Here is a 25006-nt window from a genome sequence, read left to right as displayed (position 1 = left end):
ATGAGTTTAAAAGAAGTTTCATTATGTGAAACATTTATGCAATGCTAGAATAATTTTTATGTGATAATTCATTTTTTGAATGCTTTAGCAGTAATCACTATCAAATCTGGAATAAATAAAATGATTCTAAAAAACTTGTCACCGTCTGAACTGATTGAAAAATCATTATCTCTTAATGAGGGAATATTAACAGATACTGGAGCTTTGCTTATCACAACAGGCAAGCGATCTGGTCGAAGTCCAAACGATCGCTTTATTGTTGATAATTCTGCAACTTCTAATTCAGTTGACTGGGGCGATGTTAACAGGCCTTTTTCAGAAGAAAAGTTTAATAAACTATGGACTAGAGTTAGTGATCACTTATCTCAAAATGATCATTTTCTGTCCCACCTTCATGTTGGGGCGCATGAATCCCACTACCTTCCAGTTGAAGTCAATACTGAAACTGCTTGGCAAGGCTTATTTGGTAGAAATATGTTTATTAAGCCCGAAACATATAATCCTAAAGATAAACCAGTCTGGATGATTTTAAATGTCGCATCTTTTGAGTGCAATCCTGAGCGTGATGGAACCAACTCAGATGGAGTTGTTATTATTAACTTTGCACAAAGAAAAGTATTGTTAGCTGGCATGCGTTATGCAGGCGAAATGAAGAAAGCAATGTTTTCAGTGCAAAACTATTTGCTGCCTGAAAAGGATGTTCTGCCAATGCACTGCTCAGCAAATGTGGGAGAAAATGGTGATACAGCATTGTTTTTTGGCCTCTCAGGAACTGGAAAGACAACGCTTTCTGCAGATCCCGATCGTTACCTTATTGGTGACGATGAGCATGGCTGGGCTAAGGGCTCAGTATTTAATATTGAGGGAGGCTGTTATGCGAAAACGATCAACCTTTCTAAGAAAAATGAACCCATTATTTGGGATGCTATTCGTCATGGTGCAATAGTTGAAAACGTCAAAGTAGATGCAGATAAGCATGCAGATTATGATGATACCTCCATATCAGAAAATGGTCGCTGCTCCTACCCATTAGAGCACGTTGAAAAGCGCGTTGAAAAAAATGCTGCAGGCGAGCCCAAAGTTGTTATTTTCTTAACTTGTGATGTTTCAGGTGTTCTTCCTCCAGTTTCAATCTTAACTAAAGAGTCTGCTGCCTATCACTTCTTGTCTGGTTATACAGCGCGCGTTGGCTCAACAGAACTTGGTGCAGAGGCCGGCATTAATCCAGCATTCTCATCGTGTTTTGGGGCCCCATTTATGCCTCGAAATGCAAGCAGTTATGCCAATTTATTAATTAAACGACTTGCAGAATTTGATACACAAGTCTATTTAGTTAATACTGGATGGACGGGGGGTTCAGGGGCTCCAGGAGGATCAGGATCAAGATTCCCTATTCCTGTAACTCGCGCAATAGTTTCTGCTTGTCAAAGCGGCGCCCTTCTTGAATCAAAAGTGACACACCTCGACTACTTAAATCTTGATATTCCTAAATCTATTCCAGGAGTTGATGAGGCTTACCTTAACCCCCGTGATACATGGGAAGATAAGTCAAGTTATGATAGTGAGTCTATAAAACTCGCGAATCTATTTGCAGAAAACTTTAAAAAGTTTGATGTTGATAAAGCAATCGTTGACGCCGGACCTCTAGCAGTTAGTAAATAAATAAGTACTGAACAAGTATTACGACTACGGCAACAATAATGGCAACAATTACAACTGGGGGCGTGTTCTTCATATAGCAAATTATAAGGTTTGTTTGGCTACTATTTTAGTGAAGTATTAAAAAATATTATCTTTAAGACGAGGATTTTGTATATTATTTGATTTCTTATTTAATATTCAAATGGCTACTAGCAATAATGACTGCAAAAGTATTTTCAAGGCCCTTCACTCAACAAGAACCTATTAGTCAAGAGGCGATTGATGCTGCTGTGGAGGTTCTGAAGTCGGGAAGGCTTCATCGATACAACTCAATTGGTGAAGAGTTTTCTGAAGCATCACTATTAGAGCAGGACTTCGCTAATTTTCAAGGAAGTCGTTACTGTCTTGCTTGTGCATCTGGTGGCTATGCAATGAGCGTCTCTCTTAAGGCTGCTGGACTTAAAGCTGGTGAAAAAGTTTTGACTAATATGTATACCCTTGCGCCAGTTCCAGGCTCAATTTCTAATGCTGGTGGTGAGCCTATTTTCATAGAAATCAATGAAAATCTTGTTCTTGATTTAGAGGACCTTTCAAGGAAAGCCATATCAAGTAAGGCCCGCTTTTTACTGATATCTCATATGAGGGGGCATCTAGTTGATATGAATAAATTGATGCAAATTGTTGAAGATAATGGTTTGATTTTAATTGAAGATTGTGCCCATACAATGGGAGCCAAATGGGGTGATAAAAGGAGTGGTAATTTTGGACTTGCTGGCTGTTTTAGTACCCAAACTTATAAGCATTTAAATTCAGGTGAAGGGGGTTTGCTGACTTCGAATGATGCAGAATTCATGGCGCGTGCTATTATTCTTTCAGGGTCTTATATGCTCTATGGGAGGCATGGTGCTGCACCTGATAAAGAAGTATTTGCAGATATTCGATTGCAGACTCCAAACTATTCAGGCCGTATGGATAATCTAAGGGCTGCTATTCTTAGGCCACAATTAAAATCTCTTGAAAAAAATATTAAGCGCTGGAATGAGCGTTACCAGTTAGTTGAGGGAAGCCTCAAAAAGATCAAAGGAGTTGAACTTCCTGAGCGCCCGATTGAGGAGAGCTATGTGGGGAGTTCAATTCAGTTTAGGCTGCCTGGCATCTCTGAGGTCGATGCCGCCAGATTCCTGGTAATAAATAAGGAGCGTGGGGTTGAGATAAAATGGTTTGGCAGTGACAATCCAAATGGATTTACAAGTAATCATAAGAGTTGGAAATATGTGAAACAACAGAGTCTAGAACGCTCTGATGAGATCCTTTCTGGCCTTTTTGATCTCCGATTGCCACTAACATTTTCACTGGAAGATTGCTCACTTCTCTCAGAGATTATTGGTGATTGCGCGGAAGCCTTTTTATCAAAAAAATAAGATATAGATATTAAAGGATCAATCTTTACTCTTGGTTTGAGCCATATGATTCCCAGCGATCCATCCTGAAGTCCACGCACTTTGAAAGTTAAAGCCACCAGTTATGCCATCAATATCCATAACTTCTCCAGAAAAATAAAGACCAGGGCAGATTTTACTTTCCATGGTTTTAAAGTTAATTTCTTTTAGGTTTATCCCACCACACTCAACAAACTCTTCTTTAAAGCGGCTTTTTCCAAGAACATTGAGCTCACAGTTAAATAAATTATTCAGAATAAGATTTAATTCTTTTTTGCTGATTTCTGACCAGTTTTTTTCTTTTGAAATGCTACACTTAATCAGAAGTTGAAGCCAAAATCGCTTCGTTAGATCATTTGGGTAAGCGTTACCTACTGAAGTCTTTGTATTATCTCTCTTAATAGTGCTAAGGAGTTTTTCTGCATCATTTTGATGGCCAATACCAAGCCAGTTGACAATTAGCTTTGCCTTGTAGTTGGTATGCATCATTTCACGGGCGGCCCATGCTGAAAGTTTTAGCAGTGCAGGGCCACTAAGGCCCCAGTGAGTAATTAAAAGTGGGCCACTTTGCTCAAAAGGTTTTGCGCCATCAATTTTAAGAGATAAAGAAGCTTGAGGAAAGGAGGTGCCTGATAAGTCTTTGAGAATCTCATCTTCAATTTTAAAAGTAAAAAGTGAAGGCGCAATTTCTGTAGTTGAATGACCAAGATTTTGAGCAAGTCGGTAACCACCTGGCATGCTGCCAGTTGCAATTAATACTGAATCAGCAATGAAAGACTCATCCTCATTGATGAATAAGGATATTTTTCCATTGTCTAGTTTTTTCAGACTTTTGACATTCATCTTATTTAATAGTTTAATTCCATGTTTGTTGGCTTCTTGCATAAAGCAGTCAATAATAGTTTCAGAGTCATCTGTCACAGGAAACATACGGCCATCAGATTCATACTTAAGTTCGACACCTCTTTTTTCAAACCAATCAACTGTATCCGATGCCTGAAAATTTTGGAAAGGTGAGAGTAGCTCTTTACGACCACGTGGATAGTTTAAACAAAAATCGTTAACCTCAAATATATGGTGAGTCACATTGCAACGACCACCTCCAGAAATTCGAACTTTTTTTAGAAGTTTGGAGGAGCCTTCAAATACATGAATGTCAACATTAATTTTTTCTGTTTTCGCAACTTCTGCGCATCGAAGCGAAGCAAAAATTCCGCTTGCGCCGCCACCAATGATTGCGATACTTTGTTTTTTGACTATCTTCATTAGTGATGCATTAAATCTTTAGAGGTTATATAAATTTATTGTTATATTTTAGACAACATAAAAGATAACTACTGGATAACTCTCTAGTACATCAAAAGAAGTTTGAATTTTCCTAGTATCGTAAATATTTATCAAAAAAAAAACTCCCAATCTTCACCTGCTCTTTATATTCATTATTTATAATTAAATTATGAAAAAACTACTAATTCTATTGTTGTTAACTTTTACAACAATAGCTTCTGCTAATGAGGAGGTCCTTAGCTTTCCATTCACTCCAGACAACGTAAACGACTGGAGATATTTTAGTGACCAAGTAATGGGAGGAGTCTCCGAGGGTCAGGTCTCACTTGAGCAAGATGCAGACAAGGTTTTTATAAGGCTCTCTGGGAATGTTCGCACTGATAACAATGGTGGCTTTATTCAATTACGTACCACAACATCACTGTCCAATAAACCATTGATGTTCAAACTACTTCATAATTCAAATAAAGAAGGAAAAAAACTTAAAGGCATCCGTCTAAAAGTTAAAGGTAATGGAGAAAAATATCATATTTTTATTCAGACTACTATCTTTTATAGGCTTCCTACTAGCTATAAAATTGCTACATTTGATACAAGCCCAAACTGGGAAACAGTTGAAATACCTTTTAATAAATTTAAGAAGCTCAAAGATAATATAGACTCAAACATAAGTGCTAAAGATATAAAGACTTTTGGTATTGTGGCTTATGGCCGTGATTTCAAATCTGATTTATCAGTTTCATCAGTTGAGTTTTATTATTAATATATGCTTGTTAGGCTAAATGGAATAGTCCATTTACTGGCAGTTTATTTTTCCTTTAGTTTATTATCTCTGTCTAATTCTAGTTTTGTAATAGCCTTGTCAATTAAGTCAGATTCTGCTGAAAAAGGATTCTTTTCAGCATAGTTCGTTGTTTCAGTGTTCTCGTTATATTGTTTTCTTAAAGGCTTTGGAGAGCTATATTCAATATACTTTTCAATACTAGTAAAGTGGTGTTTTGACGGAATAAGGTCAGCGTTTAAAAGTTCATTAGCAAGGTAGTGAAGCGAGGATTCTGACATGCCATCTTCTCGCTCCCACATATATTCAAACTTACCTTTAATATATCCAATGTTTATTAATTCTTGATAAAGTTTAAGTGCAAAATCCTCTCCCCAAGGGCTGTCGCTAATGTTTCTAATCTTGAATACTCTTTCCATTAGATATCCATATTCATATGCCCATTTAAGAAATTTCTCAGAGCGAATAAAGTCTGAAAAGTTTGAGGGTTGACCTCGTGTTGCTAATCTTTCAAGCAAGACATATTCCTCCTTCTGTCTGAGACGCCATTCGATGTGTCCAAAACTATTATTAGCATATATTCTGGTGTTGATAGTAAGGTTGTTACCTTTGTAGTCTTGATATTTGATATCTTTTATTTCAAATAACCTCTCTCCAAAACTAAACTTTTCAAATCCTGCCTTACCAATAATAGATGGACTCAGCCCTAGAATGGCTAATAGACATTCATTTATTGTCGTGTCGGTCAGTTCTTCAATTCTGCGAATATCAAACCTCTCACTTTCTAGTTTGGCTATTCTGAACTTCCATCTCTCATGGTACTGATACCATTTCTTCCAGATATTTAGATATGATTTATCCAGTTCATAGGCCGCCCAATCATCAGAATTAGTTACACCTTTTGGGTTACAAAAACATCTGTACTCTGGCACTTCTAGCCAACCATTCTTAATATAGATATCTCTCCACTCTTCATAAGAAAGATTGCCATCTTTAATTTCACCAAACGCCCTGTTCTTAAACATACCGAACCAATAATCCACAGTATGCTTAACTGTCTTTAGTTCGTTTTTTAGTTCTACTATTGTGCTATGAGCAATTGCCTTAGAAGTGATGAATTTCATCTCCTTGTTATATTTTTTAATCATTTCATCTCACTCCATTTTGCAATTAGTTGAGAGCCACAATAAGAGCAGAAACCTTTGACTCCTTTAGCTGCTTCAATACGTTCATTATTTAAAAGTGCAAATCTCATATTAGAATTATATTACACAAAATAATCTTTAGAATATTGACTCTATTTTTATGCACTATAAAAAAATAAAGCCCATGGCTAGAGTTTGATACAATTGTCAGCTTTTATTCAGCTTTACTGGGTTTACTTTTTTTTGGTAACTTAATACTTATGTCTGTTATATCCTCCCCCCCATCAAGATTTAGCCCGTCTGAAGCCCACCAAATAGCAAAAACTTTATACGGTTTTGAAGTCTCAGTTAAAGTCTTGGATAGTGAGCGAGATCAGAATTTTTATTTGAAACGTGAAGATGGCAAGGAATTTGTATTAAAGATTTCAAATCCGGCGGAGGATGTTGAGCTTATTAAGTTACAGGTCGCTAGTTTGAAGCATATCTCCAACTTTGATTCATCCATACAAGTACCAAGTACGATTCAGACTGAAGGCGGTAAGTTTATTAGTCAGCATAATGGCTGTTTTATTCGCTTACAATCTTTTTTAGCAGGACACTTTATAAAGGATATTGAGAGTCCTGAGTCTTTCTTATTGGAAGAATTTGGCGCCTTTATGGGTAAGTTGGATGTTGCTTTTCGAGAGTTTGGATATCCAGATTTAAAGCGTAAATGGATATGGGATGTTAGAAATATTGACTTTTTGAAAAGTCATTTAGACTATATTGAGAGTGAGCCTGATAAAGCTGTAGTGCGTCATTTTATTGAAAATTATCAGTTAAACATTGTGCCGAATGAAAAATATTTACGCACCCAGTATATTCATAATGATGGCAATGATCACAATGTACTTCTAAATGACAGCGGCCACATATCTGGCGTTATTGATTTTGGCGATATGGCGCATACTTTTTTAGCAAGCGAATTAGCGGTTGCCATCACTTATCTTATTCTAGAAGAAGCAGAGCCTGAGACGAAGATCAAGTCAGTTGTAGAGGGATTTCAATCAGTTTATCCATTACGAGACGAAGAAATTGAGTCACTCATTCATCTTGTTTGTATACGCGCATGTTTTACTGTAGTAACAGCGAACTACCGAAAAAAACTATTTCCTGAAAACAAGTATATTTCTGTTACTGAGCCATACGCATGGACATTTTTGAAAAATTTTGCTGACAAAGAATTAAGTAATTTTAAAATATATTAAAAAGTGAAATCTAAAAAAAATACATTGAAGTTGAGAAAAAAACACCTGGGCCCGTCACTCTCTCTGGCTTATTCAGAGCCACTAAAAATACTCAGGGGGAAGGGGCAATATTTGTATGATGAAAAAGGCAAGGAGTATTTAGATTGTGTTAATAATATCAGTCATGTTGGGCATTGCCATCCAGCAGTTATCCAGGCGGCTCACCAGCAGAATCAACTATTAAATACTAACACTCGCTACCTGCATGATAATATTGTTGAGTTGGCTGAGAAGCTTTGCAGTAAATTACCCAAACCCTTGTCTATTTGTTATTTTGTAAATTCGGGTAGTGAGGCGAACGAGCTGGCTTTAAGAATGGCCAGAGCATATACTGGAAGTGATAGAGCAATTGTCCTAGATAACGCCTACCATGGAAACACCGACTCTCTAATCAATATCAGTCCTTATAAATTTAATAGTAAGGGTGGTCAGGGAAAGCCAAAACATGTTGAAGTTGTTCCGATGCCAGACTTATTCAGGGGTGAATATAATAATCCTAAAACGGCGGGAAAACAATATGCCCAAGCGGTTCAGGAGGCAATTAATAAGCAGGGTGAGGGTTCAACCTTTATGGCTGAATCGATATTAGGTTGTGGTGGGCAAATTCCGTTACCAAATGATTTTTTAGCGGAGTCGTATAAATGGATAAGGGCGTCCTCTGGAGTTTGTATCAGTGATGAAGTTCAGGTGGGTCTGGGTAGGGTGGGCTCTGCCTATTGGGGGTTTGAGACACAAGAAGTCATCCCAGACATCGTCACAATTGGCAAACCGCTGGGTAACGGCCACCCTATAGCAGCTGTTGTAACCACAGCTGAAATAGCAAGCGTCTTTAATAATGGCATGGAGTATTTCAATTCTTTTGGTGGCAACCCAGTTTCTTGTGCAATTGGACTCTCTGTTCTCAATGTAATTGAACAGGAGGGGTTACAGCAGAATGCCCTAAATGTAGGAAATTATTTGTTCTCAGAGTTGTCTTTATTAAAAGATAAATTTTCATTGATTGGTGATGTTCGAGGAGCTGGATTATTTATTGGAATCGAATTGGTTGAAGACAGAAAAACGCTGAAGCCGGCAACAGAAAAGGCAAAGTTGATTACTGATAAAATGAAAGAGCTTGGCATACTTCTCAGTACTGATGGGCCATATAATAATGTTCTTAAAATAAAACCTCCTTTAGTCTTTACTCAGGACAATGCAAAGTTGTTGGTGGATTCATTGTCAAAGTTATTAGCCTAGCATTCTAACTATTATCTGATATGTTTAAAAATTCGTTCAAAATTTCAAAAATAAGTTATTTTTTATCCTTAATAGTTATGATTACTATTAGCTCAAAAGCGATTGCTGTTGAAGACCTATCGTTCCCATTTAATGCTGATAGTGGTAAATACTGGCAATACATTAGTGATCAAGTGATGGGAGGTGTTTCTGTTGGTAAAGTTACTCTTGAGCAAGACGGTGAAATCTATTATGTAAGACTTACAGGTAATGTAAGTACAAGGAATTATGGCGGCGTTATTCAATTACGTACAGGAATTTCATTTGCAAATTCTGAAAAAGATGGCAAAAATCTTCAGGGCATTCGTCTCAATGTAAGAGGTAATGGTGAAACTTATGATATCCATATAATAACTAATGATATGGCTTATTATGGAGACTTTTATTCTGCCACCTTTCAAACTGATTCTGATTGGAAAATGATTGACTTGCCTTTTAATACATTCGAACGTAAGCGTTACAATACTTCAAAGTTAGATGCTAAAAATATAAGAAGCTTAGCTATTGCAGCTTATGGCCGTAATTTCACATCTGATGTCTCAGTCTCAACAGTAGAGTTTTACTATTAGCTCAATCATGCGATATTCAGACACATATTATCGCACTCTCTAAATGAGAATGCTTTCATAGTAGGATTTAGGTGGTGGAGATGGGGGGAATTGAACCCCCGTCCGAAAACTTTCAGTCAAGAAGTCTACATGCTTAGTAAAGGCCTATTGAGTTAACTTTTTACCACCCGACCAACAGGGATGTAGAAAGCGATTTTAGATTAGGTTTTAACCCTATTATCCTAAAATAATAATAGTGGCGAGTCTGTAAGCGACCGTTATCCCAAAAGTACAGACGACTCTCAAGTAACGGTTAGCATTATGCTGCTAAAGCGTAGTTGTTTTCGTTTGCAACTATTATTTAAAGAACGTTTTTACGAGCAATCTTTGTCCTCGACATGCATCCTTGAAATCCAACTCCTCGTCGAAGCCATGTCATCCCCAGATAGCTCTATTATACTCTTGATTAATGTAAATTAGCTAATTGTAACTCTCGCAAACTTTCTTTTACCTACTTGGTAGATTGATGTCCCAGCGACGGGCATTAAATCCTTGTCAATTATTTTCTCACCATCCATTTTTGCAGCGCCCTGTTTAATCATTCGAAATGCTTCGGATGTTGAGGATACAAGGTTAGAGTCTTTAAGCAGGTTTGCAATCTTAGTTCCTTGTGAAAAAGTGAACTCATCCATCTCATCTGGAATTTGATTCTTCGCAAATCGGTCGATAAAGTTTTGCTGTGCTTTTTTAGCTTGATCACTATCATGAAAACGCGTAATAATTTCTTGAGCAAGGCGAAACTTAATGTTTCTTGGATTTTCTCCATCCACAACTTCTTGTTTCCAGGATTCGATTGTTTCCATTGATTCAAAGCTTAAAAGCTCGAGGTATTTCCACATAAGCTCATCTGAAATCGACATCAATTTGCCAAACATGCTGTCTGCAGGTTCATCAATACCAATATAGTTGTCAAGTGACTTGCTCATCTTTTGAACGCCGTCAAGCCCCTCTAGTATTGGCATAGTAAGAATAACCTGAGGCTCCATATTTGCTTGCTTTTGAAGGTCTCTACCAACTAGTAGATTAAATTTTTGATCAGAGCCCCCAAGCTCAATGTCAGCCTGAAGTGCAACAGAATCAAATCCTTGAACTAGCGGATATAAAAACTCATGTATTGAAATTGGTTGACCTGATTTATAACGTTTGGAAAAGTCATCACGCTCAAGCATCCTTGCAACAGTATGTTTTGATGCAAGAGAAATCATTTCTGATGAACTCATCTTACCCATCCACTCAGAATTAAACGCTATCTTTGTTTTGTCCTTGTCAAGAATCTTAAAAACTTGATCTTCATAGCTTTTAGCATTTTCTAAAACTTCACTTTTAGTTAGTGCCTTCCGAGTGACATTTTTTCCAGTTGGATCTCCAATCATGCCAGTAAAGTCACCAATTAAGAAAATAATTTCATGACCAAGATCTTGTAGTTGTTTCATCTTGTTAATGACAACTGTGTGCCCAAGATGAAGATCTGGAGCTGTTGGGTCCATTCCTAGTTTAACTCTTAATGGTTTATTTTTTTCAAGTTTTTTCTTTAGCTCATCTAAGGGCAGAATTTCTTCAGTTCCTCGTTGAATAATTGCTAGCGTCTCTTTGATTGTCATTGCATATACTCTCTATGGCCTTATTTGTCCGTCACCTATGACGATATATTTTTGTGATGTCAGGCCCTCGAGTCCGACTGGACCTCTGACATGAAACTTACCAGTACTTATTCCAATTTCTGCGCCTAGTCCATATTCAAAACCATCAGCAAAACCAGTTGATGCATTCACCATGACAGAGGATGAGTCAACTTCAGAGAGGAATTTTTTTGAATTTGCGTCATTGTCAGTTACGATCGCATCGGTATGAGCTGAGCCATATTTGTTGATGTGAGAAATAGCCTCATCAACCGATTCAACAATTTTCATTGAGAGGATTGGGCCAAGATATTCCTCATACCAGTCATCTTCCGACGCTTTTTTGATAACATTGGAGAGTTTTTGTGATTTTTCACATCCACGTATTTCAACTTCTTTTTCGTTATAAAGCTCTATGAGTTTTGATAGTGCTTTTGTATCAAATCCCTCATGCACAAGAAGTGTCTCAGTTGCATTGCAAACTCCATACCGACGAGTTTTGCCATTGAATGCAATGTCAATTCCTTTTTGTGGGTTAGCATCGATATCTAGATAGGTATGACAAACGCCATCAAGGTGCTTAATAACTGGGACTCTAGCATTACTACTGACATTTTTTATAAGTCCCTTGCCACCCCTTGGAATAATAGCATCAACATAGTCACTTGCTTTAACAAGCTCAGTAACTGCCTCACGATCAGTGACTTCGATGAGCTGCACAGAGTGGGGGTTGAGGCCAGCTTGCTTTAGTCCTTGTTTAATGCAATTGTAAAAAGCCATGTTCGAGTTGATTGCCTCAGAGCCACCTCTTAGAATGACCGCATTTCCAGATTTAATACAAAGAGCGGCTGCATCAATAGTGACGTTAGGGCGTGACTCATAGATCATCCCTATAACGCCAAGCGGCACCATCATCTTTCCAATTTTAATTCCGCTAGGCCTAGTCTTTAAATCAGAAACCTCGCCAATAGGATCGTTCAATAAGACGATTTGATTGAGACCTTCCACAACGCTTTCAAGCCTATCATCGTTAAGCATTAGCCTATCCAAAAGTGCAGAGTCAATATTATTTTTTTTGGCAATTTCTATATCTAAAGAATTTGCATCAAGAATAGTTTGCTTATTCTCTTGAATCGCAGCAGCAATATTAAGTAATGCATTATTTTTTGTATCTGTGTGGGCGATGCGCAGAGTGTTGGAAGCAATTAGGGCTTTTTGACCTATGTTAGATATTAATTTAGCTATTGAGCCCACTATTTTTCCCCGATAAAGTGATGACTACGGATTGTAGTTCATCGTAAACGTTAAGATTATCCATGCCTTTGACAGAACGGTCAATACGCCCGAGTGCTAAAAGAAGTTTTTGTAGCTGCTGATAACTATGTTTTTTAAGGGCAATTGATATCAATGGCTTTCTTTTCTGCCAGACCCTATGATTATTAAGAATTGTATCAATTGTTTGATCGGTTTTAAGTTCGATTGACATTGTAACTAAGCTTTTTATTTCACGATAGAGCGATGAAATTAAAATGACTGGTGGCGTTGAATCATCAACCAGTGAGCTGAAAATTTTATTTACTTTTTCCGTGTCACCTTTGAGTGCTGCATCAATCATTCCAAAAACTGTGTACTGAGATTGCTGATCAATTTGACTTAAATATTCATCTAGATTTATATTTCCATCTGGATATGCAATTTGAAGCTTTTGTATCTCCTGCATAGTAGCAAGAAGATTTCCTTCAGTGCAGTAAGCTATCGCATTTGCAATTTCATTGCTTGAGCTAAGGCCAAGCTGGGACATATGCTTAACAATCCAGCCAACAAGTTGGTCGCTTTGAACCTCCCAATGCTGAATAATAACCCCTTTTTTATCCAGAGCTTTAAACCATTTACTTTTTTGCTGCGCCAAATCTAGTTTTCCAGAAGAGATGATTAGCATAATATCTTCTGGAAGGTTATCGGTAAGTTCAGAAAGTGCTTTAGAGCCTTTGACTCCAATCTTTCCTGTTGTAAGTCGACACTCGATGATCCGCTTGTCTGCAAAAAGTGAAGGGCTAGAAATCAAATTAAAGATAGTATCCCAAGCGAAATTACCGTCAATATCAAATCTAAAGCGCTCATTAAATCCCCGCTCTTTAGCATTATTTTTTATAGTCGTTAGAGATTGCTCAACCAGAAGTATTTCAGCACCAAAAGCAAAATAAAGGGATGTAGGCTGGTTTGAGAGATGATTTTGGAGTTGTTCGGGTTTAATGTTCATGCTTTTTAAGAAAACAGGGTAAGAAATAATGCAACTAATTAAGTTTTAACCTAGAGATTATCATTATGTCATAGTTATAAAATATATTGATTAAACCTTGAAAAATGCTATCAAAACCTATATATATAAAATCAATAGGGTATATTTACATTTCTAATTCAGGTTAAAGTTAATAATATGTATAAAAATATTTTACTATGGTTGGTCCTAGGCAGTGTACTTGCCTCTCTTTTTGGTCAGTTTAATGTTGCGGATGAAACAAACGAGATAAGCTATTCTCAATTTATCCAAAATGTGAAGCAAGGTAACGTTTCTAGTGTCAAGATAGCTGGTAGCAATATTAGTGGTGTTACAGCAATTGGCGAAAAATTTGAAACATACAGTCCAGGGGACCTTGGGCTAATGGGCGACCTTCTAAATAATGGCGTTTCAGTTCAAGCTACGCCTCCTGCAAGAGAAAGTTTTATAAAGCAGCTACTCATTTCACTCGCACCAATACTATTACTAATTGGTGTCATTATGTACACAATGAAAGGCGCAGGTGGTGCAATGGGTGGAAAAAATAATCCAATGTCATTTGGAAAGTCTAAAGCGCGCCTAATTACAAAAGATGAATCGCACGTCACCTTTGAGGATGTTGCTGGCGTTGAAGAGGCTAAAGAAGAAGTGAGCGAACTTGTTGATTTTCTTTCTGATCCTGGAAAATTTACTAAAGTTGGTGGAAGAATCCCGAAAGGTGTTCTTATGGTTGGCCCTCCAGGAACCGGTAAAACATTATTAGCTAAAGCCGTTGCTGGTGAGGCAGATGTTCCTTTCTTTTTCATTTCTGGTTCTGACTTTGTGGAGATGTTCGTTGGTGTTGGAGCCTCTAGAGTACGAGATATGTTTGAACAAGCCAAGAAAAATGCACCTTGTATTATCTTTATTGATGAGATTGATGCTGTAGGTCGTCAGCGTGGTGCGGGAATGGGCGGTGGACACGATGAACGTGAGCAAACGCTTAACCAAATGTTGGTTGAAATGGATGGTTTTGAGGGATCAGAAGGTATTATTGTTGTTGCGGCAACTAATAGGCCTGATGTTTTAGATCCAGCTTTATTAAGGCCCGGAAGGTTTGACAGAACAGTGACTGTTGGATTACCTGACATTAATGGCCGTGATGCTATTTTAAAAGTACACATGAGAAAATTACCAATTGCAAAAAATGTTAAATCAATTGACATTGCAAGAGGTACCCCTGGATTTTCAGGCGCTGATTTAGCTAATTTGACAAATGAAGCTGCACTAATTACTGCAGGCATGAGTAAAGAATTAGTAGGAATGGGTGAGTTTGAAAAAGCGAAAGATAAAATTATGATGGGTTCAGAGCGCAAAGGAATGGTTATGGATGCTTCTGAAAAGGAAATGACAGCTTTTCATGAGGCTGGGCACGCGATTGTTGGAAGGCTAGTTCCTGAGCATGATCCAGTTTATAAAGTAAGTATTATTCCTAGAGGTAGGGCTCTAGGTGTAACTATGTTCCTACCTAAAAAAGATAGTTATAGTATTTCAAAAAGAAAGCTTAATTGCCAAGTTGCATCATTGTTTGGTGGTCGTATTGCAGAAGAGATAGTATTTGGAGAAGATGCGGTAACTACTGGAGCTAGTAATGATATTGAGCGTGCAACAGATATTGCTCATAAAATGGTAAAGTTATGGGGCATGTCAAGCGTCATGGGACCAATGTCTTATGGAGAAGAGGAGGGCGAAGTATTTTTGGGGCGTCAAGTCACAAAACATAAGCATATTTCAGATGAAACTTTTACTAAGGTAGATAGTGAGATACGAAAAATAATAGATACTAATTACTCTTTAGCCTACAAAATTCTTGAAGATAACAGAGATATACTGGATGCAATGGCTGCAGCCCTTGTTGAATTTGAGACAATTGACACGAATCAGATTGATGACTTAATGGCGAGAATTCCAATGCGAGAGCCCGCCGAAGTAGTAGATTCAGAGGAGGCCTCATCTGAGCTTGGAACTGGAAGTGGAGAAACTGAGAGCGCAAAACCATCTACAGATAAGAAGCCAGAAGCCGACGGAAGTACTGAGCAGTTTGCATAATTGAAGGACGTAATGATGGTAAATCAACCAATCATCATGGGCGTTTTGAATATTACACCGGACTCCTTTTCTGATGGAGGCTTGTTCTTAGATTCAGTTAGTGCAGTTACTCAGGCTCAATTAATGGTTGAAGAAGGCGCAGGAATTATTGACATTGGTGGTGAGTCAACGAGACCAGGCGCGCCTGCAGTTTCCTCTGAAGATGAATTAAAGCGGGTTATGCCTGTAATTGAAGCTTTGAGCGGCAGTATAGATGTGCCAATATCAATTGATACCTCTAAACCTATTGTTATGAAGGAGGCCTTTTCTGCAGGAGCAAGCATCATTAATGATGTTAATGCATTGAGAGCAGATGGCGCACTCGAGATGGCAGCTGAGTTGCGAGCTGATGTCTGTCTAATGCATATGCAGGGCACTCCTAGGACTATGCAAACCAACCCATCGTATGACAATGTTGTCGATGATGTTAAAAAATTCTTTCACGAGCGAATCGCGGCATGTGAGAACGCTGGAATTCAGCTAGGTTCTATCACCATTGATCCAGGGTTTGGCTTTGGTAAGAACTTAGGTCATAATATAGCCTTACTAAAGAATCTTTCTGAGTTCCATGATTTTGGAGTTTCAATTCTAGCTGGACTCTCAAGGAAATCAATGATTGGAGCCTTATTAGGTGATAAAGATGTTGACTCGCGACTCATTGGAAGTGTCACTGCTGCGTTAATTGCAGCTGAGAATGGTGCGGATATTATTAGAGTTCATGACGTTTCAGAGACAAAGGATGCGCTCACAGTCTGGGAACAAATACAAAATTTTAGGGAGTAGTTTTGAATAATTTTTTTGGTACTGATGGAATTCGAGGAGAGGTTGGAGTAGCCCCTATAACTGCAGATTTTTTGTTAAAAGTTGGCTGGGCTGTAGGCTCGGTTTTGCGTGAAACTGAAGGCGGTACTGCAAGTGTAATTATTGGAAAAGATACAAGGGTTTCAGGATATTTATTTGAATCTGCGCTTGAAGCTGGGTTTTTATCAGCAGGAGTCAATGTGGGCATGCTTGGACCTATGCCTTCTCCAGCAATTGCATACCTGACTCAGGCGTTTGGAGCATCCGCAGGCGTTGTCATAAGTGCATCACATAATCCATACCAAGATAATGGCGTTAAATTCTTTTCAAGTAAAGGCGTAAAGTTCAGTAACAAAGTGCAAAAAGCAATAGAAGAGAAAATTGCGAAACCCATGGTTAGTGTAGATTCTGCATCAATTGGGAAAGCAAAGAGATACGGACAAGCACTAGGTAGATATATTGAGTTTTGTAAATCAACATTTGATAAAAAATGTGATCTATCAAATTTAAAAATTATAATTGATTGTGCCAACGGCGCAACTTATCATATTGCCGAAGATGTTTTTAAAGAATTAGGCGTTACAACTATAATGATTAATAATAATCCAGATGGTTACAACATCAATCGAAATTGTGGAGCAACAGATACAAAACAGCTCCAACAAGAAGTTTTAAAGCAAGAAGCTAATCTTGGGATTGCTTTTGATGGTGATGGCGATAGGCTAATAATGGTTGATCACTTAGGAGAGAAGGTTGATGGTGATGAACTTGTTTATATCATTGCAAATGCCTGGAAAAACAATGGTGAACTAAAATCTGATACAGTTGTTGGTACAAAGATGACTAATTTAGGTATGAGGAAAGCTCTTGGAGAGCTGGGACTCACTTTTATTGAGGCAGATGTTGGTGACAGGCATGTCATGGACGAGTTAATAAACAATAATGCTATTCTTGGTGGTGAGGGCTCTGGGCATATTATTTGTTTAAATAAATCTACTTCAGGTGATGCAATAATAGCAGCTTTACAGGTATTAGAGGTTATCTCCAAGTCACAAAAAACCCTTTATGATCTCAAGACTATGATGACGAAGTATCCTCAAGTTCTTGTAAATATTAAAATTGAAAATGATATAAATTTAAAAAATAATTCTAATCTAGTTGATGCAATTAACCTGACTGAGTCTAAGTTATCAGATAAGGGGCGAATTCTTATCAGAAAATCAGGTACAGAGGCGTTAGTTCGAGTGATGGTTGAGTGCAATGATTTAGAGTTAGCAACTGAATCTGCAAATTACTTAGCAGACGTAATTAAATCTATGTAATTACTTTGTAATTACAATTATTTTCTTCTATTAACTCCTACTTAAATTAATGATCTTTTCACCCTTAGAGTTATTAATGATTGCCATAATATTTACTTGGATTGGGTTTGTTAGGACTGGACTTGGTTTTGGAGGTGCTGTTCTAGGTCTCCCAATTTTAATGCTCATTGGAGGCTCTCCAATAGATTGGCTGCCAATAATTGGGATTCATTTATTATTTTTTTCTAGCGTAACTCTTTCAAATTCCTTAAGACAGGTTGACTGGCAATACCTGAAGAAATCTCTGCCATGGATACTTCCAGCAAAAATTATTGGTGTGATAGGTCTTTTAAGTCTTCCACCAAATGTAATGACTGTAATTGTTTATTTAATTACAATTCTTTATTCATTAACTTGGATAAATAATAGTCAAATAATTTCTAAAAAGACTTGGGTAAATAATTTACTTTTATTTTTTGGTGGTTATTTATCAGGCACTTCCTTAATGGGAGGAGTCCTTCTAGTAGCAGTTTATATGAACCATATAGATTTGAAGAAACTAAGAAATACCTTGTTTGTTTTATGGTTTTTTCTAGTTTCAATAAAGATGGTGGCCTTCATGGCTGTTGGCGTATATATAGATTGGCGCTTTTCTTTAATGCTAATTCCAGTAGCTGCTCTAGGTCATTTTATTGGACTTAGAATGCATGAAAGAATGATTAAAAGTGATGAAAAATTTAAACGCTGGATGGGTGGTGTACTTATAATAGTTTGTATGGTTGGACTGCTGAAAGTTATAGTCCTTTAATAAATTTTTTTTGGTTACTGTCCAAGTTTAGTTAATGGTATTTCAGTAGTGCTTTTAATTTCTTCGATTGCAAAATTTGAAGTAACTTTAAGAAATTGAACTTTTTCAATTAAATTTTTATAGAAAGCGTCATAACTCTCAATGTCGCTTACCACAACTTTCAGAAGATAATCTGTCTCACCACTCATACGATAGCACTCAATAACTTCAGGAATATCTTGAATGGTTTTGGAGAAAATACTAATTCTTTCTTGATTGTGATTGTTGACTTTGATAGAAACCATTGCAGTTACGTTGGCGCCAACTCTTTTTCGATCTACCAGTGAGACTGTTTTATTAATGTAACCATTATTTTTTAATTGATTAATTCTTTTCCAGCATGGAGTGGTTGATAAGTGAACTTCCTTTGAAAGCTCCTGAATGGTTAGTTCTGCATTATGCTGGAGAAGTTCTAGTAATTTGATGTCAATAGTATCCATAATTTTATCTGTTATTCATATTATTTAAAATAATATACTATATTTACAATTATATTTATAATAATATTCTTTTTTGTATATTAATTCTTAAGAATATAGAATATTTTACTATAATACCCATCATATTTTAAAGAAATAGTTTAATGTACCAATATAGCACCGAAGACAGTAAATTTCTAATTGAGCGAGTTGATCAATTTGAGAAACAATTAAAGCGCCATTTAGCTGGTGACTTGGATGATGCTAAGTTTAGAAGTCTTAGGCTTAGGAATGGACTTTATATGGAGCTTCATGCTCATATGCTTAGAGTCGCTATACCATATGGCACTCTTAGTTCTGAGCAGCTTAGGTCTCTTGCCAATGTGGCAGACAAATACGATAGAGGTTTTGGACACTTCACAACTCGACAAAATATTCAATTCAATTGGATAGAGCTTCCTGAAATTGCTAATTTACTTCGTGAGCTTTCAGATGCTGGCCTTCATGCAATCCAAACAAGTGGAAAAGCTACAAGGAATATAACGGCTGACCCCTTATCTGGCTTAACAGAGGGTGAAATTGAGGACGCAAGACCTTACTGTGAATTAATACGACGCTGGTTTAATCTTCATCCAGAGTTTTCATGGCTACCTGGGAAATTTAAAATTGCTATAAATGGAGCAAAACTAGATGAAACCGCATTAAGAATTCATGATCTTGGTTTAAGGCTCGTTAGAAATGGCAAAGACCAATTGGGCTTTAGTGTTTTTGTTGGTGGCGGGCTTGGAGCGGCGGCTATGATTGCAGCAGAGACTGCATCATTTATTGAGGTTGAAGATATTCTTAGTTATCTTGAATCTACCATGAGAATTTACAATTTAAAAGGTCGCCGTGATCATCAAAAAAAGTTGCGAATCAAGTTTTTAGTTCGTGAGCTTGGAGCGGAGGAGTTTTCTCGGTTAGTTGATGAAGACTGGCAGCAAACTAGAAATGATTCAAAGTTAAAATTAAATCTAGTTGAATTAGAGCAACTAAAAAAAGACTTTGCTTTGCCAATTAGGCCGATAGGTTTAGACGGCTTTAAAGAAAAAGTTGATTTTAATTACAGTATTTGGAAGAAAAATAATGTTCGTAGGCATAAAGTTGATGGCTTCAGTATTGTTAATATATCGCTTACAAAGTTAGGTGCAGCTCCTGGTGATGCAACCTCTGAGCAGATGAGGCAGCTTGCAGACTTAGCTGAGAGGTACAGCTCAGGTGAACTTAGAACGACTAAAAGGCAAACAATCGTTTTTCCTTATGTCAGAAAAGATCAGGTTTATAACTTATGGCGGTCTCTTGAAAAATATGGTTTAGCTAGTCCGCATCAAGGCACCCTAGCCCAGATAGTAGCATGCCCTGGCAGAGACTATTGTGATTTAGCTAAGGCTGTTTCTATCCCGATAGCTACTAGAGTGCAGGAGCGTTTTAATGATATGAAAAAGCTACTCGACATTGGCGATTTAAATATTAATATCTCTGGATGTGAAAACTCCTGTGCCCATCACCATATTGCGGATATAGGCTTATTGGGTATGCAAAAAAATGGTGAAGAGTATTATCAAATAACTTTAGCAGGAGAGACGCTGCATGAAACTGTTATTGGAAAGAAACTAGGACCATCAGTAAGTGGTGAAAATATTGTTGATGCTGTAGAAACTATTGTTAATGTATTCCTAAAACATCGACAAAATCAGGAGAGATTTACTGACGTCTTTAAAAGAATAGGTATTGCTCCATTTAAGGAGAAGGTATATGGGTGAAGCTTGTCAAATAGAGAGCATACTAAACAAAGATTATGAAAGTGTTGACCTTGTTTCTTTTCAAGAATGGATTGAAAATATTGAGAAGTTATCAAAACTCTCTGTAGGGGTTATTATTGCGCCTTCAGACGATGTTTTTTTAATCAAAGATTACCTTGATTCTTTAGAGTTAATAGTTCTTGATTTTAATAATTTTGATGATGGTAGAGGCTACTCTCAGGCTTATTTATTAAGAAAGAGATGGCAATTTTTAGGAGAAGTTATTGGTATTAATGCCCACCTAGATCAATTGCAATTTATGATTAGATCTGGAGTTACAAGTTATGTATTGCTTGACTCTTATATAGGATTGAATGAAGAAGATTACGCCAATGGGTTTAGTATTTGTTATCAAGAGGCTGCAAACAATTCAGGGCTTCAGCAAAAATACTAGATTAATAGTATAATTTACCCAAATTTTATATACAAAAAAGCTATGCAATTAATAAGCCAAAGAGGGAATGTATGTCGACATTGATAACTGAAAGAGTGACTCATGTCCATCACTGGAATGACACATTATTTAGCTTTCGTACTACTCGTGACCCAGGCTATCGTTTTAAGAATGGCCACTTTACAATGATTGGTCTTCCTTCTGATGGTAAGCCATTGATGCGCGCCTATAGTATTGCTAGTGCTAACTATGAGAATGAGCTTGAGTTCTATAGTATTAAAGTACAAGATGGCGCTCTTACCTCCAAGCTGCAAAACCTTGCTGTAGGCGATGAAGTTCTAGTGGGCAAGAAGTCCACAGGAACCTTAATTCCAGACAATATGCTTCCTGGACGCTACCTTTACTTGCTTTGTACTGGAACAGGTTTGGCGCCATTTATGAGCATCATTAAAGATCCAGAAATCTATGACCAATTCGACAGGGTTATCTTGGCTCATGGTGTGCGTGAAGTTTCTGAGCTGGCCTACTCTGATTACATTGAAAATGTTTTGCCAAATGATGAATATATTGGGGAAATAGTAAGGGAGAAACTGGTTTACTATCCTACAGTAACCCGTGAGCCCTTTAAAAATAATGGCCGCCTAACTACCCTGATGAGTTGTGGTAAGTTGTTTTTAGATTTGAAGCAGCCTCAGCCTAATTTAGTAGACGATCGATTTATGATTTGTGGAAGCCCTAGCATGCTTAAGGAGTTAGTAGATATGCTTGAATCTAAGGGCTTTATTGAGGCTCGTAATGTGGAGCCAGGCCACTTCGTTATTGAGCGTGCTTTTGTTGAATCTTGAGTCCATGCTTTATTAGGACTAATATGAATGACAGTCTTTAAGTAAAAACTTTACCTTTCAAGTTCTGTTAAGAAAGCAAAAAATACATACTGCGTAAGTCTTTGAAGTTTCCTTTTTTCAAGCGTAACTTTCATAGTCAGTAAAGACTATAAACTATATTTAGTTTAAAATTACCAGCCATATGAACGAGAATTTTTTAATCAATATTGGCTTAGGATATACTGCTAAGATCAAAGGGAGCTCGTTAGTTGATCAAATAGATGCTATCTTGCCTCAAACCCAATGTACACAGTGTGATTTTGAAGGTTGCAGGCCATACGCTGAGGCAATAGCAAATGGTGATGCTGAAATTAACCAATGTCCTCCAGGAGGACAAGAAGGGATTGATGCTTTAGCCGAGCTTCTAGGTGTTGAAGCTCTTCTTTTAAATGAAGCACATGGTGAAACAAAGCCAAAGCAAATTGCCTTGGTTGATGAAAAAGTCTGCATTGGATGCACCTTGTGTATTAAAGCCTGTCCAGTGGATGCTTTTATAGGCTCATCAAAAGTTATGACGCAAGTTGTTGCTGAAGAGTGTACTGGCTGTGATTTATGCCTACCAGTTTGCCCAGTAGATTGTATTGATATGATTGATATTAAGCCAAATTTTGAAATTCCTTTTGTTAATTATTATCAATTCTATAATGAGTTGTATAAAAAACAAAACCAAGAGAGTGACCAAAGAGAAAAGGCTAGAAGGAGATTTGAGTTCCGTGAAGTGCGTTTAGAAAGAAACAAACAGGAAAGGTCTGATCTACTGGAGGCAAGGATGATTGCTCTGAAGGAGAAAATGGCAAAAGACAAGATTCAGAAAGAAAAAATTGAGGCAGCAATGAGTCGAGTTAATGCCTTAAAGGTAGACAATGAAGCTAAGTGATTTTGATTTTGACCTACCAAAGTCTTTAATTGCTCAATACCCTAGTTCAAGTAGGACTGATTCAAGGTTACTAGTGCTAAGAGATATAATTGATGACTCTACTTTTTCTCAATTGGGTAATTTTCTCAAACCAAATGACTTACTAGTTCTTAATGATACAAAAGTTATAGCGGCTCGATTATTTGGACATAAAGATTCTGGAGGTAAGGTTGAAGTTCTAGTTGAGAGATTGATTAATGATCACGAAGCGTTAGTAATGATTAAGTCAAGTAGATCTCCAAAAATTGGTACTTATTTAGTCCTTGAAAATAAAAGCCGCATCAAGATATGTGATAAAAACGATGGTATTTATAAGGTTAACTTTGAGTCAGATTCTATTCTAAATGTACTTAATGAAATTGGGCATATCCCTTTGCCACCATATATTAATAGAGAGGACTCTAAAGAAGACCAGAGCAGATATCAGACAGTATATGCTAAAAATGATGGTGCAGTTGCAGCTCCTACTGCAGGACTTCATTTTGATGAGATGTTGTTATCTAGCCTTGAACATCAAGGTATCAATCATACATTTTTAACTTTACATGTTGGGGCAGGAACTTTTCAGCCTGTTAAAGTTGAGGATATTGAGAGTCATAAAATGCACAGTGAGTATTATGAAATTTCTACTGAAACAATAGATAAGATAGAGCAAGCAAAGGCGCTTGGTGGGAGAATAATTGCGGTTGGCACCACAGCTGTAAGAGCCTTAGAGTCAGCTTCAGTTAATGGAAGCCTAAAGTACCAAAAGGGAGATACAGATATTTTTATTTACCCAGGATTTAAGTTTCAAATAGTAGATGCTATGATTACAAATTTTCATTTACCAAAATCTTCACTCTTAATGTTAGTGAGTGCTTTTATAGGTTTTGAGGAAATGTTTGAGACTTATAGCCATGCTATTAAAGAAAAATATCGTTTTTTTAGCTATGGCGACGCAATGCTTTTGGAGAAAAAATCAGAGTGATTTAATAGAGAGATGCTTTGAAAGCAAAAAAATTAAGAAAGCTAAAATTGGTAACAGTAGAAAGCCGGTTTTAATTGAAGTTGCTTCAGCAATAAGGCCTACAAATAATGGGCCAAGTAGCATACCTCCATATCCAAGCGTCGCAATACTGGCAATTGCAGTGCCCTGAGATATTTCTTTGTCTTTACCAGCACGAGAAAATGCTAGAGGAATGATAACAGCAATGCCAAGCCCTATTAGGCCAAAGCCAATCATTAATGGTACGAGTGTCTTAAATGTTAGTACAATTAAAGAGCCTACTAAAGCAACTAATCCAGAATAACGTGCTGTTTTAGAGGCGCCAAACTTTAAAGCAATTTTGTCACCCATAAGTCTCATTGCAAACATACAAACAGAAAAAACAGTAAATCCTATAGCCGCACTGCCATTCGAAAGATCTGCAACACTTCTAAGGAAGATAGCACTCCAATCTGCAACCATACCCTCTCCTAATGAGGCAAAAAAAGTAATAAGAGCGACAGGAAGCAAGGCTCCCTTTGGAATAGAGATAAATGGATCTTTACTGTCTTTTTCTTTCTTTTCAGATTTGAAAGGGATAGTTACAACAGTAAGCATAACCAAGAAAATTATAATTGAAGTAATTGTAAAATGCACTGGCATTCCAATTTTATAGTAAGCAGTCAATACTCCTGAACCTGCACCAAGGCCAGCTCCCAAGCTCCACATTGCATGAAAAGACGACATTAATGGATGATTATTTTTACGCTCAACTTCCGCAGCCCAGGCGTTCATGGCTACATCATCACCCCCATGGATTGCTCCAAAGAAAATGATCGCTGCTACAAGCATCCATATTGAGTTTGCAAAAGCTATAAAGATAAGCGTAAGAGGTATTAATAGGCAAGTGGTTCTTTTTGTTACAGTTGATGCCCCATAACGATCTGCAGCTCTCCCAAAAACTGAAAATGCGACAATAGCTGATAAACCTAGAAGAAATATTAATAAACCTAAAGCAGCGGGCGATAAGTTATGAAAATCTGAAATTTCTGGAATTCGAGATGCCCATGTTCCAAATACAACACCGTTAATAGCAAAAATTACTGAAACTGCAAACCTACTATTTCTAATCACTTTCATTTAATTGACTGAA

At 37.2% G+C, this 25006-nt stretch carries 22 protein-coding genes and 1 other RNA gene; 15 read left to right on the top strand and 8 right to left on the bottom strand.

The window, feature by feature from the left end; genetic code table 11:
* Positions 1 to 120: 120 nt before the first annotated feature.
* Complete coding sequence (locus tag ABXT49_RS07820) at positions 121 to 1662, top strand: phosphoenolpyruvate carboxykinase (protein ID WP_416651700.1); 1542 nt, start codon at positions 121 to 123, stop codon at positions 1660 to 1662.
* A 197-nt stretch (positions 1663 to 1859) separates the two neighbouring features.
* A complete protein-coding gene (locus tag ABXT49_RS07815) occupies positions 1860 to 3062 on the top strand; it encodes a DegT/DnrJ/EryC1/StrS family aminotransferase (protein ID WP_416651698.1) in 1203 nt (400 codons plus the stop codon).
* Between the two features lie 18 nt (positions 3063 to 3080).
* Here ABXT49_RS07815 and ABXT49_RS07810 read toward each other — a convergent pair whose 3' ends face one another.
* Positions 3081 to 4346, bottom strand: coding sequence for an NAD(P)/FAD-dependent oxidoreductase (locus ABXT49_RS07810; RefSeq protein ID WP_416651697.1), 1266 nt, complete (start codon positions 4344 to 4346; stop codon positions 3081 to 3083).
* Positions 4347 to 4536: 190 nt separating this feature from the next.
* Here ABXT49_RS07810 and ABXT49_RS07805 point away from each other — a divergent pair, with 190 nt between their 5' ends.
* A complete protein-coding gene (locus tag ABXT49_RS07805; protein WP_416651696.1) occupies positions 4537 to 5130 on the top strand; it encodes a CIA30 family protein in 594 nt (197 codons plus the stop codon).
* Between the two features lie 44 nt (positions 5131 to 5174).
* On the opposite strand, the gene ABXT49_RS07800 is transcribed toward ABXT49_RS07805, so the two are convergent.
* Positions 5175 to 6296 carry a hypothetical protein gene (locus tag ABXT49_RS07800; RefSeq protein ID WP_416651695.1) on the bottom strand — a complete coding sequence of 374 codons (1122 nt, stop codon included), beginning with the start codon at positions 6294 to 6296 and terminating at the stop codon, positions 5175 to 5177.
* Positions 6297 to 6553: 257 nt separating this feature from the next.
* On the opposite strand from ABXT49_RS07800, the gene ABXT49_RS07795 reads away from it, so the two are divergent.
* Genes ABXT49_RS07795 through ABXT49_RS07785 form a run of 3 tightly spaced genes read left to right on the top strand, consistent with a single transcriptional unit; the run spans position 6554 to position 9423 of the window.
* Complete coding sequence (locus tag ABXT49_RS07795; protein WP_416651693.1) at positions 6554 to 7540, top strand: phosphotransferase; 987 nt, start codon at positions 6554 to 6556, stop codon at positions 7538 to 7540.
* Between the two features lie 3 nt (positions 7541 to 7543).
* Entirely contained in the window at positions 7544 to 8815 is a 1272-nt protein-coding gene (locus ABXT49_RS07790; RefSeq protein WP_416651692.1) for an aminotransferase class III-fold pyridoxal phosphate-dependent enzyme, read from the top strand.
* A 20-nt stretch (positions 8816 to 8835) separates the two neighbouring features.
* The gene (locus tag ABXT49_RS07785) at positions 8836 to 9423 is read left to right on the top strand and encodes a CIA30 family protein (RefSeq protein WP_416651690.1); all 588 of its coding nucleotides are present in this window, start codon (positions 8836 to 8838) and stop codon (positions 9421 to 9423) included.
* A gap of 72 nt (positions 9424 to 9495) precedes the next feature.
* Here ABXT49_RS07785 and ssrA read toward each other — a convergent pair.
* The 4 genes from ssrA to holA all read right to left on the bottom strand — a co-directional run bounded on the left by ssrA (position 9496) and on the right by holA (position 13341).
* Positions 9496 to 9845, bottom strand: a transfer-messenger RNA (tmRNA) gene (ssrA, locus tag ABXT49_RS07780).
* Positions 9846 to 9878: 33 nt separating this feature from the next.
* On the bottom strand, positions 9879 to 11063 hold the full coding sequence (tyrS, locus tag ABXT49_RS07775; RefSeq protein WP_416651688.1) for a tyrosine--tRNA ligase: 1185 nt from the start codon (positions 11061 to 11063) through the stop codon (positions 9879 to 9881).
* A gap of 12 nt (positions 11064 to 11075) precedes the next feature.
* Positions 11076 to 12335 carry a glutamate-5-semialdehyde dehydrogenase gene (locus ABXT49_RS07770; protein WP_416651686.1) on the bottom strand — a complete coding sequence of 420 codons (1260 nt, stop codon included), beginning with the start codon at positions 12333 to 12335 and terminating at the stop codon, positions 11076 to 11078.
* On the bottom strand, positions 12319 to 13341 hold the full coding sequence (gene holA, locus ABXT49_RS07765; RefSeq protein ID WP_416651684.1) for a DNA polymerase III subunit delta: 1023 nt from the start codon (positions 13339 to 13341) through the stop codon (positions 12319 to 12321). Before holA ends, ABXT49_RS07770 begins: the two co-directional genes overlap by 17 nt.
* A 177-nt stretch (positions 13342 to 13518) precedes the next feature.
* Between holA and ftsH the strand changes: the two genes are divergently transcribed.
* Genes ftsH through ABXT49_RS07745 form a run of 4 tightly spaced genes read left to right on the top strand, consistent with a single transcriptional unit; the run spans position 13519 to position 18396 of the window.
* The gene (gene ftsH / locus ABXT49_RS07760) at positions 13519 to 15447 is read left to right on the top strand and encodes an ATP-dependent zinc metalloprotease FtsH (RefSeq protein ID WP_416651682.1); all 1929 of its coding nucleotides are present in this window, start codon (positions 13519 to 13521) and stop codon (positions 15445 to 15447) included.
* A gap of 12 nt (positions 15448 to 15459) precedes the next feature.
* Positions 15460 to 16269, top strand: coding sequence for a dihydropteroate synthase (gene folP / locus ABXT49_RS07755; RefSeq protein ID WP_416651680.1), 810 nt, complete (start codon positions 15460 to 15462; stop codon positions 16267 to 16269).
* A 2-nt stretch (positions 16270 to 16271) separates the two neighbouring features.
* Positions 16272 to 17609 carry a phosphoglucosamine mutase gene (glmM, locus tag ABXT49_RS07750; RefSeq protein ID WP_416651678.1) on the top strand — a complete coding sequence of 446 codons (1338 nt, stop codon included), beginning with the start codon at positions 16272 to 16274 and terminating at the stop codon, positions 17607 to 17609.
* 49 nt (positions 17610 to 17658) lie between these two features.
* Complete coding sequence (locus ABXT49_RS07745) at positions 17659 to 18396, top strand: sulfite exporter TauE/SafE family protein (RefSeq protein ID WP_416651676.1); 738 nt, start codon at positions 17659 to 17661, stop codon at positions 18394 to 18396.
* 14 nt (positions 18397 to 18410) lie between these two features.
* Here ABXT49_RS07745 and ABXT49_RS07740 read toward each other — a convergent pair whose 3' ends face one another.
* Positions 18411 to 18875: an Lrp/AsnC family transcriptional regulator gene (locus tag ABXT49_RS07740; protein ID WP_271537553.1), complete on the bottom strand. Its 465-nt coding sequence runs from the start codon at positions 18873 to 18875 to the stop codon at positions 18411 to 18413.
* 143 nt (positions 18876 to 19018) lie between these two features.
* On the opposite strand from ABXT49_RS07740, the gene ABXT49_RS07735 reads away from it, so the two are divergent.
* The 5 genes from ABXT49_RS07735 to queA all read left to right on the top strand — a co-directional run bounded on the left by ABXT49_RS07735 (position 19019) and on the right by queA (position 23856).
* Positions 19019 to 20656, top strand: a complete 1638-nt coding sequence (locus ABXT49_RS07735; RefSeq protein ID WP_416651675.1) for a nitrite/sulfite reductase — start codon at positions 19019 to 19021, stop codon at positions 20654 to 20656.
* The gene (locus tag ABXT49_RS07730; RefSeq protein ID WP_416651673.1) at positions 20649 to 21089 is read left to right on the top strand and encodes a DUF934 domain-containing protein; all 441 of its coding nucleotides are present in this window, start codon (positions 20649 to 20651) and stop codon (positions 21087 to 21089) included. The genes ABXT49_RS07735 and ABXT49_RS07730 overlap by 8 nt, the downstream gene beginning before the upstream one ends.
* Before the next feature lie 71 nt (positions 21090 to 21160).
* Entirely contained in the window at positions 21161 to 21934 is a 774-nt protein-coding gene (locus ABXT49_RS07725; RefSeq protein ID WP_416651671.1) for a ferredoxin--NADP reductase, read from the top strand.
* 181 nt (positions 21935 to 22115) lie between these two features.
* Positions 22116 to 22850 carry an RnfABCDGE type electron transport complex subunit B gene (locus tag ABXT49_RS07720; protein ID WP_416651670.1) on the top strand — a complete coding sequence of 245 codons (735 nt, stop codon included), beginning with the start codon at positions 22116 to 22118 and terminating at the stop codon, positions 22848 to 22850.
* Positions 22837 to 23856 carry a tRNA preQ1(34) S-adenosylmethionine ribosyltransferase-isomerase QueA gene (queA, locus tag ABXT49_RS07715; RefSeq protein ID WP_416651669.1) on the top strand — a complete coding sequence of 340 codons (1020 nt, stop codon included), beginning with the start codon at positions 22837 to 22839 and terminating at the stop codon, positions 23854 to 23856. Before ABXT49_RS07720 ends, queA begins: the two co-directional genes overlap by 14 nt.
* Here queA and ABXT49_RS07710 read toward each other — a convergent pair.
* On the bottom strand, positions 23848 to 24993 hold the full coding sequence (locus tag ABXT49_RS07710; RefSeq protein ID WP_416651667.1) for an MFS transporter: 1146 nt from the start codon (positions 24991 to 24993) through the stop codon (positions 23848 to 23850). The two genes, queA and ABXT49_RS07710, sit on opposite strands and share 9 nt — an antisense overlap.
* Positions 24994 to 25006 lie beyond the last annotated feature (13 nt).

The organism is Candidatus Pseudothioglobus sp. Uisw_086 (genome assembly GCF_048085745.1).
In the GTDB taxonomy this organism is placed as follows: domain Bacteria; phylum Pseudomonadota; class Gammaproteobacteria; order PS1; family Pseudothioglobaceae; genus Pseudothioglobus.
Note: the sequence above shows the minus strand (reverse complement) of the source record. Positions and strands in the feature narration are given on the sequence as shown.